A 12,131-nucleotide genomic window follows, 5' to 3' on the forward strand; every position below is an offset into this window, starting at 1 on the left:
CGCTGTCGGTGATCACCAGGGTGACGGTATAGCCGTCGGAGACGTAGATGGTGGTAAAGAGGAGAGAAAAGGAGGGGGGGGAGAGGAGGGAAAAAAGGGGGAAGGAGAGAGGAAAGGAGGGGGAGGAGAGGGAGAAGAGGGAGAGGGAGAGGAAAGGGGGGAAGGGGAGGGAGGAGGAGAGGGAGGAAAAGGGGAGAGAGAAGGAGAAAAGGAGGAGGAGGGAGGAGGGGGGGGGGGAGAGGAAGGAGGAAAAAAAGGGGGAAAGGGAGGGGAAAAAGGGGAAGGAGAGGGAGGGGAGAAAAAGGGGGAAGGGAGAGGAGGAGGAGAAGGAGAGGGGGGGAAAGAGGAGAGAAAAGGAGGGGGGGGAGAGGAGGGAAAAAAGGGGGAAGGAGAGAGGAAAGGAGCCCTGGTGATCACCGACAGCGAAGGCAACGTGGTCAACGCCACGGCCACCGTGGGTGCCGACGGCAGCTACACCACCACCGAAGACCTCAGCAGCCTGGTCGACGGCGAAATCACCGTGGACGCCAGCGCCGAAGACCGCAACGGCAACCCGGTCAGCGACAGCGACAGCGGCGAACTCGACGCCACCGCCGGTACGCTCGACGTCACCCTGGGTGACCTCAGCGACGACACCGCCGTGGAGATCAGCGGTACCACCAGCGACGTCGCCGACGGCGAGACCGTCACCCTGGTGATCACCGACAGCGAAGGCAACGTGGTTAACGCCACGGCCACCGTAGGGGCCGACGGCAGCTACACCACCACCGAAGACCTCAGCAGCCTGGTCGACGGCGAAATCACCGTGGACGCCAGTGCCGAAGACCGCAGCCGAAGACCGCAACGGCAACCCGGTCAGCGACAGCGACAGCGGCGAACTCGACGCCACCGCCGGTACGCTCGACGTCACCCTGGGTGACCTCAGCGACGACACCGCCGTGGAGATCAGCGGTACCACCAGCGACGTCGCCGACGGCGAGACCGTCACCCTGGTGATCACTGACAGCGAAGGCAACGTGGTTAACGCCACGGCCACCGTAGGGGCCGACGGCAGCTACACCACCACCGAAGACCTCAGCAGCCTGGTCGACGGCGAAATCACCGTGGACGCCAGTGCCGAAGACCGCAACGGCAACCCGGTCAGCGACAGCGACAGCGGCGAACTCGACGCCACCGCCGGTACGCTCGACGTCACCCTGGGTGACCTCAGCGACAACACCGCCGTGGAGATCAGCGGTACCAGATGTGCATTGATTTTGTAGCGCGGTGTAAGCGTCAGCGCACCCGCGGGGGTATCAATGCAGTGCTGACTGGAGGCCTTTGGGCGGCTGCGCCGCCGTTGCGGGTGCCTCGGTTTCGCTCGTTCCTCGCGACCTCGTTACACCGCACTACGATGTGCATTGATTTTGTAGCGCGGTGTAAGCGTCAGTGCACCCGCGGGGGTATCAATGCAGTGCTAACTGGAGACTTTTGGGCGGCTGCGCCGCCGTTGCGGGTGCCTCGGTTTCGCTCGTTCCTCGCAACCTCGTTACACCGCACTACGATGTGCATTGATTTTGTAGCGCGGTGTAAGCGTCAGCGCACCCGCGGGGGTATCAATGCAGTGCTGACTGGAGGCCTTTGGGCGGCTGCGCCGCCGTTGCGGGTGCGGCATCCACCGTGTGCGCTTCATTGCTTGACCCTATAACCCGAAGGAGTCTGGTATCTCGCAATGATAACGATTGCCGGATACGCTTGAGACGTATCACAAAACAATTACGTATAAACGTTTTAAAACGTTTATGTCAGCATGATATACATTGTTAAAGAGCGACTGCTATGCGCAGTGATAAGCGAGTGCTTTTTTCACATTAAAAGGAAAAGAAAGACCTTTTTCTCTTTTTAACGTGAAGAAAACGCTTATCACTGCGTATCAACAGCATTCTGATCAGGTAATTCATTGTGAGCGCTTACCGCGAGGGATGATGCATCGTTTAAGGAGGTGATCCAGCCGCAGGTTCCCCTACGGCTACCTTGTTACGACTTCACCCCAGTCATGAACCACACCGTACCGACGCCGGTACCTACACGCACACCGCCAGCGGCACCGATGGCAACTACGACCTGACCTTTGTGGACGGTGCTTTAACCATCGACAAGGCAACGGCCACCGTTACCGCCAATAGCGACACGACCATCTACAGCGGCGGCAGCCAGAACGTGACCGGCTTTACCGCCACCGGCCTGGTGGGTGGTGAAAACGCCAGCGTGCTGGCTGACGTAACCACCACCGGCGGTAGCGGCACCGACGCCGGTACCTACACGCACACCGCCAGCGGCACCGATGGCAACTACGACCTGACCTTTGTGGACGGTGCTTTAACCATCGACAAGGCAACGGCCACCGTTACCGCCAATAGCGACATGTCGCTATTGGCGGTAACGGTGGCCGTTGCCTTGTCGATGGTTAAAGCACCGTCCACAAAGGTCAGGTCGTAGTTGCCATCGGTGCCGCTGGCGGTGTGCGTGTAGGTACCGGCGTCGGTGCCGCTACCGCCGGTGGTGGTTACGTCTGCCAGCACGCTGGCGTTTTCACCACCCACCAGGCCGGTGGCGGTAAAGCCGCTGACGTTCTGGCTGCCGCCGTTGTAGGTGGTCGTGTCGCTATTGGCGGTAACGGTGGCCGTTGCCTTGTCGATGGTTAAAGCACCGTCCACAAAGGTCAGGTCGTAGTTGCCATCGGTGCCGCTGGCGGTGTGCGTGTAGGCCGAAGACCGCAACGGCAACCCGGTCAGCGACAGCGACAGCGGCGAACTCGACGCCACCGCCGGTACGCTCGACGTCACCCTGGGTGACCTCAGCGACGACACCGCCGTGGAGATCAGCGGTACCACCAGCGACGTCGCCGACGGCGAGACCGTCACCCTGGTGATCACCGACAGCGAAGGCAACGTGGTTAACGCCACGGCCACCGTGGGTGCCGACGGCAGCTACACCACCACCGAAGACCTCAGCAGCCTGGTCGACGGCGAAATCACCGTGGACGCCAGCGCCGAAGACCGCAACGGCAACCCGGTCAGCGACAGCGACAGCGGCTCGGCTCGGCTGAGTTCGAGGGACGCCTCATTTCCATCCACATCGGTGTAGGACAAAGTCACCGCACCCGTGTCTTGCAAGCCATCCAGGGCGGTCAGCGTCAGGCTGGACTCAACCCGAGTGTCGTTGGTGTTCGGGGCAGAACCATCGGCCAAGCCGCTTTCGAATACCACTTGGTCATTGATGTTGCCATCCGGCGTGGTGGCGTCATTATCGTTGGGCACATCGACGGTCACGCCGTCATCGCTGCCGTTGACCGTGATGGTCAGCGTGGCATCGTCTGCGTCACTGTCCCCATCGGTCAGCGTGTAGCTGAACACCTCGTCCAGCTACCATCCGCATTGATCGTCAGCGTGCCGTATTCACCGTCGATCACCAGCGTGCCGTCAGTCTCAGTGGCTTCGGCAGCGGGAACATTAGTGCTGGTCACCGCGGTGACCGTGGCACCGTCGGCCCCCACCTGATCGGGCTCATCTCCTGCTGACCCGCCGCCAATGACATTGCCCGTTGCCACTAACGTGCTGTCTTCCGTCACTGCGTTGGTGTCGTCTTCGGCCACTGGCGCGTCGTCGACGATTTTGATGTTTAGATCGCCGCTGTCGGTCTGACCATCACGGTCGGAGGCGGTCACGGTGAGGCTGTCCACCTACGCTTGAGACGTATCACAAAACAATTACGTATAAACGTTTTAAAACGTTTATGTCAGCATGATATACATTGTTAAAGAGCGACTGCTATGCGCAGTGATAAGCGAGTGCTTTTTTCACATTAAAAAAAAGAAAGGTCTTTAAAAAAGATCTTTAAAGAAGGTCTTAAAAAAGATCTTTTCTCTTCTTTCAACATGAAGAAAACGCTTATCACTGCGTATCAACAGCATTCTGATCAGGTAATTCATTGTGAGCGCTTACCGCGAGGGATGATGCATCGTTTAAGGAGGTGATCCAGCCGCAGGTTCCCCCGGATACGCTTGAGACGTATCACAAAACAATTACGTATAAACGTTTTAAAACGTTTATGTCAGCATGATATACATTGTTAAAGAGCGACTGCTATGCGCAGTGATAAGCGAGTGCTTTTTTCACATTTAAAAAGAAAGGTCTTTAAAGAAGGTCTTAAAAAAAGATCTTTTCTTTTCTTTCAACATGAAGAAAACGCTTATCACTGCGTATCAACAGCATTCTGATCAGGTAATTCATTGTGAGCGCTTACCGCGAGGGATGATGCATCGTTTAAGGAGGTGATCCAGCCGCAGGTTCCCCGCCGAAGACCGCAACGGCAACCCGGTCAGCGACAGCGACAGCGGCGAACTCGACGCCACCGCCGGTACGCTCGACGTCACCCTGGGTGACCTCAGCGACGACACCGCCGTGGAGATCAGCGGTACCACCAGCGACGTCGCCGACGGCGAGACCGTCACCCTGGTGATCACCGACAGCGAAGGCAACGTGGTTAACGCCACGGCCACCGTAGGGGCCGACGGCAGCTACACCACCACCGAAGACCTCAGCAGCCTGGTCGACGGCGAAATCACCGTGGACGCCAGCGCCGAAGACCGCAGCCGAAGACCGCAACGGCAACCCGGTCAGCGACAGCGACAGCGGCGAACTCGACGCCACCGCCGGTACGCTCGACGTCACCCTGGGTGACCTCAGCGACGACACCGCCGTGGAGATCAGCGGTACCACCAGCGACGTCGCCGACGGCGAGACCGTCACCCTGGTGATCACTGACAGCGAAGGCAACGTGGTTAACGCCACGGCCACCGTAGGTGCCGACGGCAGCTACACCACCACCGAAGACCTCAGCAGCCTGGTCGACGGCGAAATCACCGTGGACGCCAGCGCCGAAGACCGCACCACGCCAGAAAGCAACGTTATCTCGCTTTCTTCGCTCACTCGCTTCACTCACTTAAAACAGTGATTGACAAACACCAGGAAATGCGTAGAATACGCCTTCCTCGCTGAGGCAAGCCAGTTCATCGGCTAGTCAGTTACTTCTTCGGAAGTTCAGCAGCGAAAACAGCTCTTTAACAATTTGATCAGGTAATTCATGTGGGCGCTTGCCGATGAGGGTGATAAATCACCAAATATCAAGGCAAGCGGTCATGAGAACGACAGTTTTTAAACGTAAGTTTTTAAACAATAGTTTAGGCACGGTGTGGAAGCGCTGCAAGGCGTTGAGCTAACGTGTACTAATGGCCCGTGAGGCTTGACCCTATAACACCCAAGGGGTCTGGTCGCAGTGATAATGAAAACCGGATACGCGCTTCCTGTCGATGACAGGAAACAAGAGACGCCACAAAACACATCAGCATGATATGCATTACAAGTTACGCCTGACGACCATAGCACGCGTGAACCACCTGATCCCATGCCGAACTCAGAAGTGAAACCGCTTAGCGCCGATGGTAGTGTGGGGTCTCCCCATGCGAGAGGCCGAAGACCGCAACGGCAACCCGGTCAGCGACAGCGACAGCGGCGAACTCGACGCCACCGCCGGTACGCTCGACGTCACCCTGGGTGACCTCAGCGACGACACCGCCGTGGAGATCAGCGGTACCACCAGCGACGTCGCCGACGGCGAGACCGTCACCCTGGTGATCACTGACAGCGAAGGCAACGTGGTTAACGCCACGGCCACCGTAGGGGCCGACGGCAGCTACACCACCACCGAAGACCTCAGCAGCCTGGTCGACGGCGAAATCACCGTGGACGCCAGCTGGCGTCCACGGTGATTTCGCCGTCGACCAGGCTGCTGAGGTCTTCGGTGGTGGTGTAGCTGCCGTCGGCACCCACGGTGGCCGTGGCGTTGACCACGTTGCCTTCGCTGTCAGTGATCACCAGGGTGACGGTCTCGCCGTCGGCGACGTCGCTGGTGGTACCGCTGATCTCCACGGCGGTGTCGTCGCTGAGGTCACCCAGGGTGACGTCGAGCGTACCGGCGGTGGCGTCGAGTTCGCCGCTGTCGCTGTCGCTGACCGGGTTGCCGTTGCGGTCTTCGGCCCGCCGGTGGTGGTTACGTCTGCCAGCACGCTGGCGTTTTCACCACCCACCAGGCCGGTGGCGGTAAAGCCGCTGACGTTTTGCAGGCCGCCGTTGTAGGTGGTTGTGTTGCTATTGGCGGTAACGGTGGCCGTTGCCTTGTCGATGGTTAAAGCACCGTCCACAAAGGTCAGGTCGTAGTTGCCATCGGTGCCGCTGGCGGTGTGCGTGTAGGTACCGGCGTCGGTGCCGCTGCCGCCGGTGGTGGTTACGTCTGCCAGCACGCTGGCGTTTTCACCACCCATGTTCCCGCTGCCGAAGCCACTGAGACTGACGGCACGCTGGTGATCGACGGTGAATACGGCACGCTGACGATCAATGCGGATGGTAGCTATACCTACACACTCGACAACGCCAACCTCACGGTCCAAAGCCTGACCGACGGTGAGACACTGGACGAGGTGTTCAGCTACACGCTGACCGATGGGGACAGTGACGCAGACGATGCCACGCTGACCATCACGGTCAACGGCAGCGATGACGGCGTGACCGTCGATGTCGCTGTCGGTCTGACCATCACGGTCGGAGGCGGTCACGGTGAGGCTGTCCACCAGGTCGTTGAGGTTCTCACTCGGTGCCGTAGTCAGCTCATAGCTGTAATCGAGAGTGATAGTGCCGTCAGCGGCCTGGCTGTAGCCGTTAAGGGTTAGCTCGCCGTACTGAGTGGTCAGCGTTTGCGGATCGCTGCCCAGCGCTTCCACCTGCGCCTTGCTCAGCTCGAGAGTCGCCGGATCACCGTTCTCGTCGGTAGGTACCGGCGTCGGTGCCGCTGCCGCCGGTGGTGGTTACGTCTGCCAGCACGCTGGCGTTTTCACCACCCACCAGGCCGGTGGCGGTAAAGCCGCTGACGTTTTGCAGGCCGCCGTTGTAGGTGGTCGTGTCGCTATTGGCGGTAACGGTGGCCGTTGCCTTGTCGATGGTTAAAGCACCGTCCACAAAGGTCAGGTCGTAGTTGCCATCGGTGCCGCTGGCGGTGTGCGTGTAGTGCGGTCTTCGGCGCTGGCGTCCACGGTGATTTCGCCGTCGACCAGGCTGCTGAGGTCTTCGGTGGTGGTGTAGCTGCCGTCGGCACCTACGGTGGCCGTGGCGTTAACCACGTTGCCTTCGCTGTCGGTGATCACCAGGGTGACGGTCTCGCCGTCGGCGACGTCGCTGGTGGTACCGCTGATCTCCACGGCGGTGTCGTCGCTGAGGTCACCCAGGGTGACGTCGAGCGTACCTGGCGTCCACGGTGATTTCGCCGTCGACCAGGCTGCTGAGGTCTTCGGTGGTGGTGTAGCTGCCGTCGGCACCCACGGTGGCCGTGGCGTTGACCACGTTGCCTTCGCTGTCGGTGATCACCAGGGTGACGGTCTCGCCGTCGGCGACGTCGCTGGTGGTACCGCTGATCTCCACGGCGGTGTCGTCGCTGAGGTCACCCAGGGTGACGTCGAGCGTACGTACGCTCGACGTCACCCTGGGTGACCTCAGCGACAACACCGCCGTGGAGATCAGCGGTACCACCAGCGACGTCGCCGACGGCGAGACCGTCACCCTGGTGATCACCGACAGCGAAGGCAACGTGGTCAACGCCACGGCCACCGTGGGTGCCGACGGCAGCTACACCACCACCGAAGACCTCAGCAGCCTGGTCGACGGCGAAATCACCGTGGACGCCAGAGGTCACCCAGGGTGACGTCGAGCGTACCGGCGGTGGCGTCGAGTTCGCCGCTGTCGCTGTCGCTGACCGGGTTGCCGTTGCGGTCTTCGGCGCTGGCGTCCACGGTGATTTCGCCGTCGACCAGGCTGCTGAGGTCTTCGGTGGTGGTGTAGCTGCCGTCGGCACCTACGGTGGCCGTGGCGTTAACCACGTTGCCTTCGCTGTCTTGGACCGTGAGGTTGGCGTTGTCGAGTGTGTAGGTATAGCTACCATCCGCATTGATCGTCAGCGTGCCGTATTCACCGTCGATCACCAGCGTGCCGTCAGTCTCAGTGGCTTCGGCAGCGGGAACATTAGTGCTGGTCACCGCGGTGACCAGCACTAATGTTCCCGCTGCCGAAGCCACTGAGACTGACGGCACGCTGGTGATCGACCACGTTGCCTTCGCTGTCGGTGATCACCAGGGTGACGGTCTCGCCGTCGGCGACGTCGCTGGTGGTACCGCTGATCTCCACGGCGGTGTTGTCGCTGAGGTCACCCAGGGTGACGTCGAGCGTACCGGCGGTGGCGTCGAGTTCGCCGCTGTCGCTGTCGCTGACCGGGTTGCCGTTGCGGTCTTCGGCCTGGCGTCCACGGTGATTTCGCCGTCGACCAGGCTGCTGAGGTCTTCGGTGGTGGTGTAGCTGCCGTCGGCCCCTACGGTGGCCGTGGCGTTAACCACGTTGCCTTCGCTGTCGGTGATCACCAGGGTGACGGTCTCGCCGTCGGCGACGTCGCTGGTGGTACCGCTGATCTCCACGGCGGTGTCCGTCCACAAAGGTCAGGTCGTAGTTGCCATCGGTGCCGCTGGCGGTGTGCGTGTAGGTACCGGCGTCGGTGCCGCTGCCGCCGGTGGTGGTTACGTCTGCCAGCACGCTGGCGTTTTCACCACCCACCAGGCCGGTGGCGGTAAAGCCGCTGACGTTTTGCAGGCCGCCGTTGTAGGTGGTGTGATCACCAGGGTGACGGTCTCGCCGTCGGCGACGTCGCTGGTGGTACCGCTGATCTCCACGGCGGTGTCGTCGCTGAGGTCACCCAGGGTGACGTCGAGCGTACCGGCGGTGGCGTCGAGTTCGCCGCTGTCGCTGTCGCTGACCGGGTTGCCGTTGCGGTCTTCGGCGACAGCGAAGGCAACGTGGTTAACGCCACGGCCACCGTAGGGGCCGACGGCAGCTACACCACCACCGAAGACCTCAGCAGCCTGGTCGACGGCGAAATCACCGTGGACGCCAGCGCCGAAGACCGCAACGGCAACCCGGTCAGCGACAGCGACAGCGGCGAACTCGACGCGTCGAGTTCGCCGCTGTCGCTGTCGCTGACCGGGTTGCCGTTGCGGTCTTCGGCACTGGCGTCCACGGTGATTTCGCCGTCGACCAGGCTGCTGAGGTCTTCGGTGGTGGTGTAGCTGCCGTCGGCACCCACGGTGGCCGTGGCGTTGACCACGTTGCCTTCGCTGTCCGTCGAGTTCGCCGCTGTCGCTGTCGCTGACCGGGTTGCCGTTGCGGTCTTCGGCACTGGCGTCCACGGTGATTTCGCCGTCGACCAGGCTGCTGAGGTCTTCGGTGGTGGTGTAGCTGCCGTCGGCCCCTACGGTGGCCGTGGCGTTAACCACGTTGCCTTCGCTGTCGCCGACGGCAGCTACACCACCACCGAAGACCTCAGCAGCCTGGTCGACGGCGAAATCACCGTGGACGCCAGCGCCGAAGACCGCAACGGCAACCCGGTCAGCGACAGCGACAGCGGCGAACTCGACGCCACCGCCGGTACGCTCGACGTCACCCTGGGTGACCTAGGTCACCCAGGGTGACGTCGAGCGTACCGGCGGTGGCGTCGAGTTCGCCGCTGTCGCTGTCGCTGACCGGGTTGCCGTTGCGGTCTTCGGCACTGGCGTCCACGGTGATTTCGCCGTCGACCAGGCTGCTGAGGTCTTCGGTGGTGGTGTAGCTGCCGTCGGCTGGTACCGCTGATCTCCACGGCGGTGTCGTCGCTGAGGTCACCCAGGGTGACGTCGAGCGTACCGGCGGTGGCGTCGAGTTCGCCGCTGTCGCTGTCGCTGACCGGGTTGCCGTTGCGGTCTTCGGCGCTGGCGTCCACGGTGATTTCGCCGTCGACCAGGCGCCTGGTCGACGGCGAAATCACCGTGGACGCCAGTGCCGAAGACCGCAACGGCAACCCGGTCAGCGACAGCGACAGCGGCGAACTCGACGCCACCGCCGGTACGCTCGACGTCACCCTGGGTGACCTCAGCGACGACACCGCCGTGGAGATCAGCGGTACCAACCACGTTGCCTTCGCTGTCGGTGATCACCAGGGTGACGGTCTCGCCGTCGGCGACGTCGCTGGTGGTACCGCTGATCTCCACGGCGGTGTCGTCGCTGAGGTCACCCAGGGTGACGTCGAGCGTACCGGCGGTGGCGTCGAGTTCGCGAGGAACGAGCGAAACCGAGGCACCCGCAACGGCGGCGCAGCCGCCCAAAGGCCTCCAGTCAGCACTGCATTGATACCCCCGCGGGTGCGCTGACGCTTACACCGCGCTACAAAATCAATGCACATCGTAGTGCGGTGTAACGAGGTAGTGCTGACTGGAGGCCTTTGGGCGGCTGCGCCGCCGTTGCGGGTGCCTCGGTTTCGCTCGTTCCTCGCGACCTCGTTACACCGCACTACGATGTGCATTGATTTTGTAGCGCGGTGTAAGCGTCAGCGCACCCGCGGGGGTATGCCGCCGTTGTAGGTGGTCGTGTCGCTATTGGCGGTAACGGTGGCCGTTGCCTTGTCGATGGTTAAAGCACCGTCCACAAAGGTCAGGTCGTAGTTGCCATCGGTGCCGCTGGCGGTGTGCGTGTAGGTACCGGCGTCGGTTGCGGTCTTCGGCGCTGGCGTCCACGGTGATTTCGCCGTCGACCAGGCTGCTGAGGTCTTCGGTGGTGGTGTAGCTGCCGTCGGCCCCTACGGTGGCCGTGGCGTTAACCACGTTGCCTTCGCTGTCAGTGATCACCAGGGCCCTGGTGATCACTGACAGCGAAGGCAACGTGGTCAACGCCACGGCCACCGTGGGTGCCGACGGCAGCTACACCACCACCGAAGACCTCAGCAGCCTGGTCGACGGCGAAATCACCGTGGACGCCAGCGCCGAAGACCGCAAACGCCACGGCCACCGTGGGTGCCGACGGCAGCTACACCACCACCGAAGACCTCAGCAGCCTGGTCGACGGCGAAATCACCGTGGACGCCAGCGCCGAAGACCGCAACGGCAACCCGGTCAGCGACAGCGACAGCGGCTTCTTTCAACATGAAGAAAACGCTTATCACTGCGTATCAACAGCATTCTGATCAGGTAATTCATTGTGAGCGCTTACCGCGAGGGATGATGCATCGTTTAAGGAGGTGATCCAGCCGCAGGTTCCCCTACGGCTACCTCACCGTGGGTGCCGACGGCAGCTACACCACCACCGAAGACCTCAGCAGCCTGGTCGACGGCGAAATCACCGTGGACGCCAGCGCCGAAGACCGCAACGGCAACCCGGTCAGCGACAGCGACAGCGGCGAACTCGACGGTCGCTGAGGTCACCCAGGGTGACGTCGAGCGTACCGGCGGTGGCGTCGAGTTCGCCGCTGTCGCTGTCGCTGACCGGGTTGCCGTTGCGGTCTTCGGCGCTGGCGTCCACGGTGATTTCGCCGTCGACCAGGCTGGTCGTGTCGCTATTGGCGGTAACGGTGGCCGTTGCCTTGTCGATGGTTAAAGCACCGTCCACAAAGGTCAGGTCGTAGTTGCCATCGGTGCCGCTGGCGGTGTGCGTGTAGGTACCGGCGTCGGTGCCGCTGCTCTGGCTCTGGCTCTGGCTCTGGCTCTGGCTCTGGCTCTGGCTCTGGCTCTGGCTCTGGCTCTGGCTCTGGCTCTGGCTCTGGCTCTGGCTCTGGCTCTGGCTCTGGCTCTGGCTCTGGCTCTGGCTCATGGTCAGGGTGCCGTCCACAAAGGTCAGGTCGTAGTTGCCATCGGTGCCGCTGGCGGTGTGCGTGTAGGTACCGGCGTCGGTGCCGCTGCCGCCGGTGGTGGTTACGTCTGCCAGCACGCTGGCGTTTCAGAGCCAGAGCCAGAGCCAGAGCCAGAGCCAGAGCCAGAGCCAGAGCCAGAGCCAGAGCCAGAGCCAGAGCCAGAGCCAGAGCCAGAGCCAGAGCCAGAGCCAGAGCCAGAGCCAGAGCCAGAGCCAGCCCCCCCCCCCCCCCCCCCCCCCCCCCCCCCCCCCCCCCCCCCCCCCCCCCCCCCCCCCCCCCCCCCCCCCCCCCCCCCCCCCCCCCCCCCCCCCCCCCCCCCCCCCCCCCCCCCCCCCCCCCCCCCC

General features: G+C 62.4%; 29 protein-coding genes, 1 rRNA gene and 1 pseudogene. 15 read left to right on the forward strand and 16 right to left on the reverse strand.

Going from position 1 to position 12,131, the window contains the following annotated elements:
* Nucleotides 1-47 precede the first annotated feature (47 nt).
* The 3 genes from CEK60_RS22470 to CEK60_RS21805 are packed head-to-tail and all read left to right on the forward strand — an operon-like array spanning nucleotide 48 to nucleotide 1,262.
* Nucleotides 48-413, forward strand: a complete 366-nt coding sequence (locus tag CEK60_RS22470) for a hypothetical protein (RefSeq protein ID WP_198361536.1) — start codon at nucleotides 48-50, stop codon at nucleotides 411-413.
* Nucleotides 410-919 carry a hypothetical protein gene (locus CEK60_RS22475; RefSeq protein WP_198361537.1) on the forward strand — a complete coding sequence of 170 codons (510 nt, stop codon included), beginning with the start codon at nucleotides 410-412 and terminating at the stop codon, nucleotides 917-919. Before CEK60_RS22470 ends, CEK60_RS22475 begins: the two co-directional genes overlap by 4 nt.
* Entirely contained in the window at nucleotides 816-1,262 is a 447-nt protein-coding gene (locus CEK60_RS21805) for a hypothetical protein (protein WP_157698073.1), read from the forward strand. Before CEK60_RS22475 ends, CEK60_RS21805 begins: the two co-directional genes overlap by 104 nt.
* Before the next feature lie 266 nt (nucleotides 1,263-1,528).
* On the opposite strand, the gene CEK60_RS22245 is transcribed toward CEK60_RS21805, so the two are convergent.
* Nucleotides 1,529-1,672: a hypothetical protein gene (locus tag CEK60_RS22245; protein WP_157698074.1), complete on the reverse strand. Its 144-nt coding sequence runs from the start codon at nucleotides 1,670-1,672 to the stop codon at nucleotides 1,529-1,531.
* A gap of 527 nt (nucleotides 1,673-2,199) precedes the next feature.
* Between CEK60_RS22245 and CEK60_RS22730 the strand changes: the two are divergent.
* Nucleotides 2,200-2,304: pseudogene (locus CEK60_RS22730) on the forward strand (hypothetical protein); the annotation flags it as partial.
* Between the two features lie 26 nt (nucleotides 2,305-2,330).
* Here the strand turns inward: CEK60_RS22730 and CEK60_RS22255 are convergent.
* The 4 genes from CEK60_RS22255 to CEK60_RS21825 all read right to left on the reverse strand — a co-directional run bounded on the left by CEK60_RS22255 (nucleotide 2,331) and on the right by CEK60_RS21825 (nucleotide 4,712).
* Complete coding sequence (locus CEK60_RS22255; RefSeq protein ID WP_157698076.1) at nucleotides 2,331-2,825, reverse strand: MBG domain-containing protein; 495 nt, start codon at nucleotides 2,823-2,825, stop codon at nucleotides 2,331-2,333.
* 144 nt (nucleotides 2,826-2,969) lie between these two features.
* Nucleotides 2,970-3,395 (reverse strand): hypothetical protein, encoded by a 426-nt coding sequence (locus CEK60_RS21815; RefSeq protein WP_089040785.1) that lies wholly within the window; start codon nucleotides 3,393-3,395, stop codon nucleotides 2,970-2,972.
* The gene (locus CEK60_RS21820; protein ID WP_089040786.1) at nucleotides 3,377-3,706 is read right to left on the reverse strand and encodes a VCBS domain-containing protein; all 330 of its coding nucleotides are present in this window, start codon (nucleotides 3,704-3,706) and stop codon (nucleotides 3,377-3,379) included. Before CEK60_RS21820 ends, CEK60_RS21815 begins: the two co-directional genes overlap by 19 nt.
* 598 nt (nucleotides 3,707-4,304) lie before the next feature.
* Nucleotides 4,305-4,712 (reverse strand): hypothetical protein, encoded by a 408-nt coding sequence (locus tag CEK60_RS21825; protein ID WP_157698077.1) that lies wholly within the window; start codon nucleotides 4,710-4,712, stop codon nucleotides 4,305-4,307.
* Nucleotides 4,713-4,740: 28 nt separating this feature from the next.
* On the opposite strand from CEK60_RS21825, the gene CEK60_RS21830 reads away from it, so the two are divergent.
* The 3 genes from CEK60_RS21830 (at nucleotide 4,741) to CEK60_RS22260 (ending at nucleotide 5,809) form a co-directional block, all read left to right on the forward strand.
* On the forward strand, nucleotides 4,741-4,995 hold the full coding sequence (locus tag CEK60_RS21830; RefSeq protein WP_089040788.1) for a hypothetical protein: 255 nt from the start codon (nucleotides 4,741-4,743) through the stop codon (nucleotides 4,993-4,995).
* Between the two features lie 414 nt (nucleotides 4,996-5,409).
* Nucleotides 5,410-5,526: ribosomal RNA gene (gene rrf, locus CEK60_RS21835) — 5S ribosomal RNA — on the forward strand.
* A 91-nt stretch (nucleotides 5,527-5,617) separates the two neighbouring features.
* Nucleotides 5,618-5,809 (forward strand): hypothetical protein, encoded by a 192-nt coding sequence (locus tag CEK60_RS22260; RefSeq protein WP_089040789.1) that lies wholly within the window; start codon nucleotides 5,618-5,620, stop codon nucleotides 5,807-5,809.
* Here the strand turns inward: CEK60_RS22260 and CEK60_RS21840 are convergent.
* On the reverse strand, nucleotides 5,778-5,969 hold the full coding sequence (locus CEK60_RS21840) for a hypothetical protein (RefSeq protein WP_089040789.1): 192 nt from the start codon (nucleotides 5,967-5,969) through the stop codon (nucleotides 5,778-5,780). The genes CEK60_RS22260 and CEK60_RS21840 overlap by 32 nt on opposite strands.
* Complete coding sequence (locus tag CEK60_RS23085; protein WP_446718640.1) at nucleotides 5,912-6,361, reverse strand: MBG domain-containing protein; 450 nt, start codon at nucleotides 6,359-6,361, stop codon at nucleotides 5,912-5,914. The genes CEK60_RS21840 and CEK60_RS23085 overlap by 58 nt, the downstream gene beginning before the upstream one ends.
* 39 nt (nucleotides 6,362-6,400) lie before the next feature.
* On the opposite strand from CEK60_RS23085, the gene CEK60_RS23090 reads away from it, so the two are divergent.
* On the forward strand, nucleotides 6,401-6,766 hold the full coding sequence (locus CEK60_RS23090; RefSeq protein ID WP_446718668.1) for a VCBS domain-containing protein: 366 nt from the start codon (nucleotides 6,401-6,403) through the stop codon (nucleotides 6,764-6,766).
* 82 nt (nucleotides 6,767-6,848) lie between these two features.
* Here the strand turns inward: CEK60_RS23090 and CEK60_RS21850 are convergent, their stop codons facing one another.
* Nucleotides 6,849-7,052 (reverse strand): MBG domain-containing protein, encoded by a 204-nt coding sequence (locus CEK60_RS21850; protein WP_089040791.1) that lies wholly within the window; start codon nucleotides 7,050-7,052, stop codon nucleotides 6,849-6,851.
* Nucleotides 7,053-7,057: 5 nt separating this feature from the next.
* Nucleotides 7,058-7,291, reverse strand: coding sequence for a hypothetical protein (locus tag CEK60_RS21855; RefSeq protein ID WP_089040792.1), 234 nt, complete (start codon nucleotides 7,289-7,291; stop codon nucleotides 7,058-7,060).
* A 28-nt stretch (nucleotides 7,292-7,319) separates the two neighbouring features.
* Between CEK60_RS21855 and CEK60_RS22485 the strand changes: the two genes are divergently transcribed.
* Both CEK60_RS22485 and CEK60_RS21865 read left to right on the forward strand, forming a co-directional pair.
* On the forward strand, nucleotides 7,320-7,580 hold the full coding sequence (locus CEK60_RS22485) for a hypothetical protein (protein ID WP_198361428.1): 261 nt from the start codon (nucleotides 7,320-7,322) through the stop codon (nucleotides 7,578-7,580).
* Nucleotides 7,540-7,791, forward strand: coding sequence for a hypothetical protein (locus CEK60_RS21865; RefSeq protein WP_089040794.1), 252 nt, complete (start codon nucleotides 7,540-7,542; stop codon nucleotides 7,789-7,791). Before CEK60_RS22485 ends, CEK60_RS21865 begins: the two co-directional genes overlap by 41 nt.
* On the opposite strand, the gene CEK60_RS21870 is transcribed toward CEK60_RS21865, so the two are convergent.
* Nucleotides 7,760-8,122, reverse strand: a complete 363-nt coding sequence (locus CEK60_RS21870) for a VCBS domain-containing protein (protein WP_157698080.1) — start codon at nucleotides 8,120-8,122, stop codon at nucleotides 7,760-7,762. The genes CEK60_RS21865 and CEK60_RS21870 overlap by 32 nt on opposite strands.
* Here CEK60_RS21870 and CEK60_RS21875 point away from each other — a divergent pair.
* Nucleotides 8,112-8,438, forward strand: coding sequence for a hypothetical protein (locus CEK60_RS21875; RefSeq protein WP_157698081.1), 327 nt, complete (start codon nucleotides 8,112-8,114; stop codon nucleotides 8,436-8,438). The genes CEK60_RS21870 and CEK60_RS21875 overlap by 11 nt on opposite strands.
* Before the next feature lie 30 nt (nucleotides 8,439-8,468).
* Here the strand turns inward: CEK60_RS21875 and CEK60_RS23095 are convergent, their stop codons facing one another.
* A complete protein-coding gene (locus CEK60_RS23095; protein ID WP_446718641.1) occupies nucleotides 8,469-8,690 on the reverse strand; it encodes an MBG domain-containing protein in 222 nt (73 codons plus the stop codon).
* Nucleotides 8,654-9,319, reverse strand: coding sequence for a hypothetical protein (locus CEK60_RS23100; protein ID WP_446718642.1), 666 nt, complete (start codon nucleotides 9,317-9,319; stop codon nucleotides 8,654-8,656). Before CEK60_RS23100 ends, CEK60_RS23095 begins: the two co-directional genes overlap by 37 nt.
* Here CEK60_RS23100 and CEK60_RS21890 point away from each other — a divergent pair.
* The gene (locus CEK60_RS21890; protein WP_157698083.1) at nucleotides 9,224-9,601 is read left to right on the forward strand and encodes a hypothetical protein; all 378 of its coding nucleotides are present in this window, start codon (nucleotides 9,224-9,226) and stop codon (nucleotides 9,599-9,601) included. The genes CEK60_RS23100 and CEK60_RS21890 overlap by 96 nt on opposite strands.
* On the opposite strand, the gene CEK60_RS22265 is transcribed toward CEK60_RS21890, so the two are convergent.
* A complete protein-coding gene (locus CEK60_RS22265; protein WP_157698084.1) occupies nucleotides 9,570-9,791 on the reverse strand; it encodes a hypothetical protein in 222 nt (73 codons plus the stop codon). The genes CEK60_RS21890 and CEK60_RS22265 overlap by 32 nt on opposite strands.
* A 5-nt stretch (nucleotides 9,792-9,796) precedes the next feature.
* Between CEK60_RS22265 and CEK60_RS22495 the strand changes: the two genes are divergently transcribed.
* Nucleotides 9,797-10,315, forward strand: a complete 519-nt coding sequence (locus tag CEK60_RS22495; RefSeq protein WP_198361429.1) for a hypothetical protein — start codon at nucleotides 9,797-9,799, stop codon at nucleotides 10,313-10,315.
* 222 nt (nucleotides 10,316-10,537) lie between these two features.
* Here CEK60_RS22495 and CEK60_RS21900 read toward each other — a convergent pair whose 3' ends face one another.
* The gene (locus CEK60_RS21900; protein ID WP_089040801.1) at nucleotides 10,538-10,789 is read right to left on the reverse strand and encodes a hypothetical protein; all 252 of its coding nucleotides are present in this window, start codon (nucleotides 10,787-10,789) and stop codon (nucleotides 10,538-10,540) included.
* Nucleotides 10,779-10,943 carry a hypothetical protein gene (locus CEK60_RS22275; protein WP_157698086.1) on the reverse strand — a complete coding sequence of 55 codons (165 nt, stop codon included), beginning with the start codon at nucleotides 10,941-10,943 and terminating at the stop codon, nucleotides 10,779-10,781. The genes CEK60_RS21900 and CEK60_RS22275 overlap by 11 nt, the downstream gene beginning before the upstream one ends.
* A gap of 7 nt (nucleotides 10,944-10,950) precedes the next feature.
* Between CEK60_RS22275 and CEK60_RS22500 the strand changes: the two genes are divergently transcribed.
* Nucleotides 10,951-11,124 (forward strand): hypothetical protein, encoded by a 174-nt coding sequence (locus CEK60_RS22500; protein ID WP_198361430.1) that lies wholly within the window; start codon nucleotides 10,951-10,953, stop codon nucleotides 11,122-11,124.
* Nucleotides 11,125-11,215: 91 nt separating this feature from the next.
* Nucleotides 11,216-11,356: a hypothetical protein gene (locus CEK60_RS22505; protein ID WP_198361431.1), complete on the forward strand. Its 141-nt coding sequence runs from the start codon at nucleotides 11,216-11,218 to the stop codon at nucleotides 11,354-11,356.
* On the opposite strand, the gene CEK60_RS22290 is transcribed toward CEK60_RS22505, so the two are convergent.
* The gene (locus tag CEK60_RS22290) at nucleotides 11,319-11,864 is read right to left on the reverse strand and encodes an MBG domain-containing protein (RefSeq protein ID WP_157698089.1); all 546 of its coding nucleotides are present in this window, start codon (nucleotides 11,862-11,864) and stop codon (nucleotides 11,319-11,321) included. The two genes, CEK60_RS22505 and CEK60_RS22290, sit on opposite strands and share 38 nt — an antisense overlap.
* Nucleotides 11,865-12,131: the final 267 nt, after the last annotated feature.

The sequence above is a fragment of the Halomonas sp. N3-2A genome, from assembly GCF_002216165.1.
Lineage (GTDB): Bacteria > Pseudomonadota > Gammaproteobacteria > Pseudomonadales > Halomonadaceae > Vreelandella.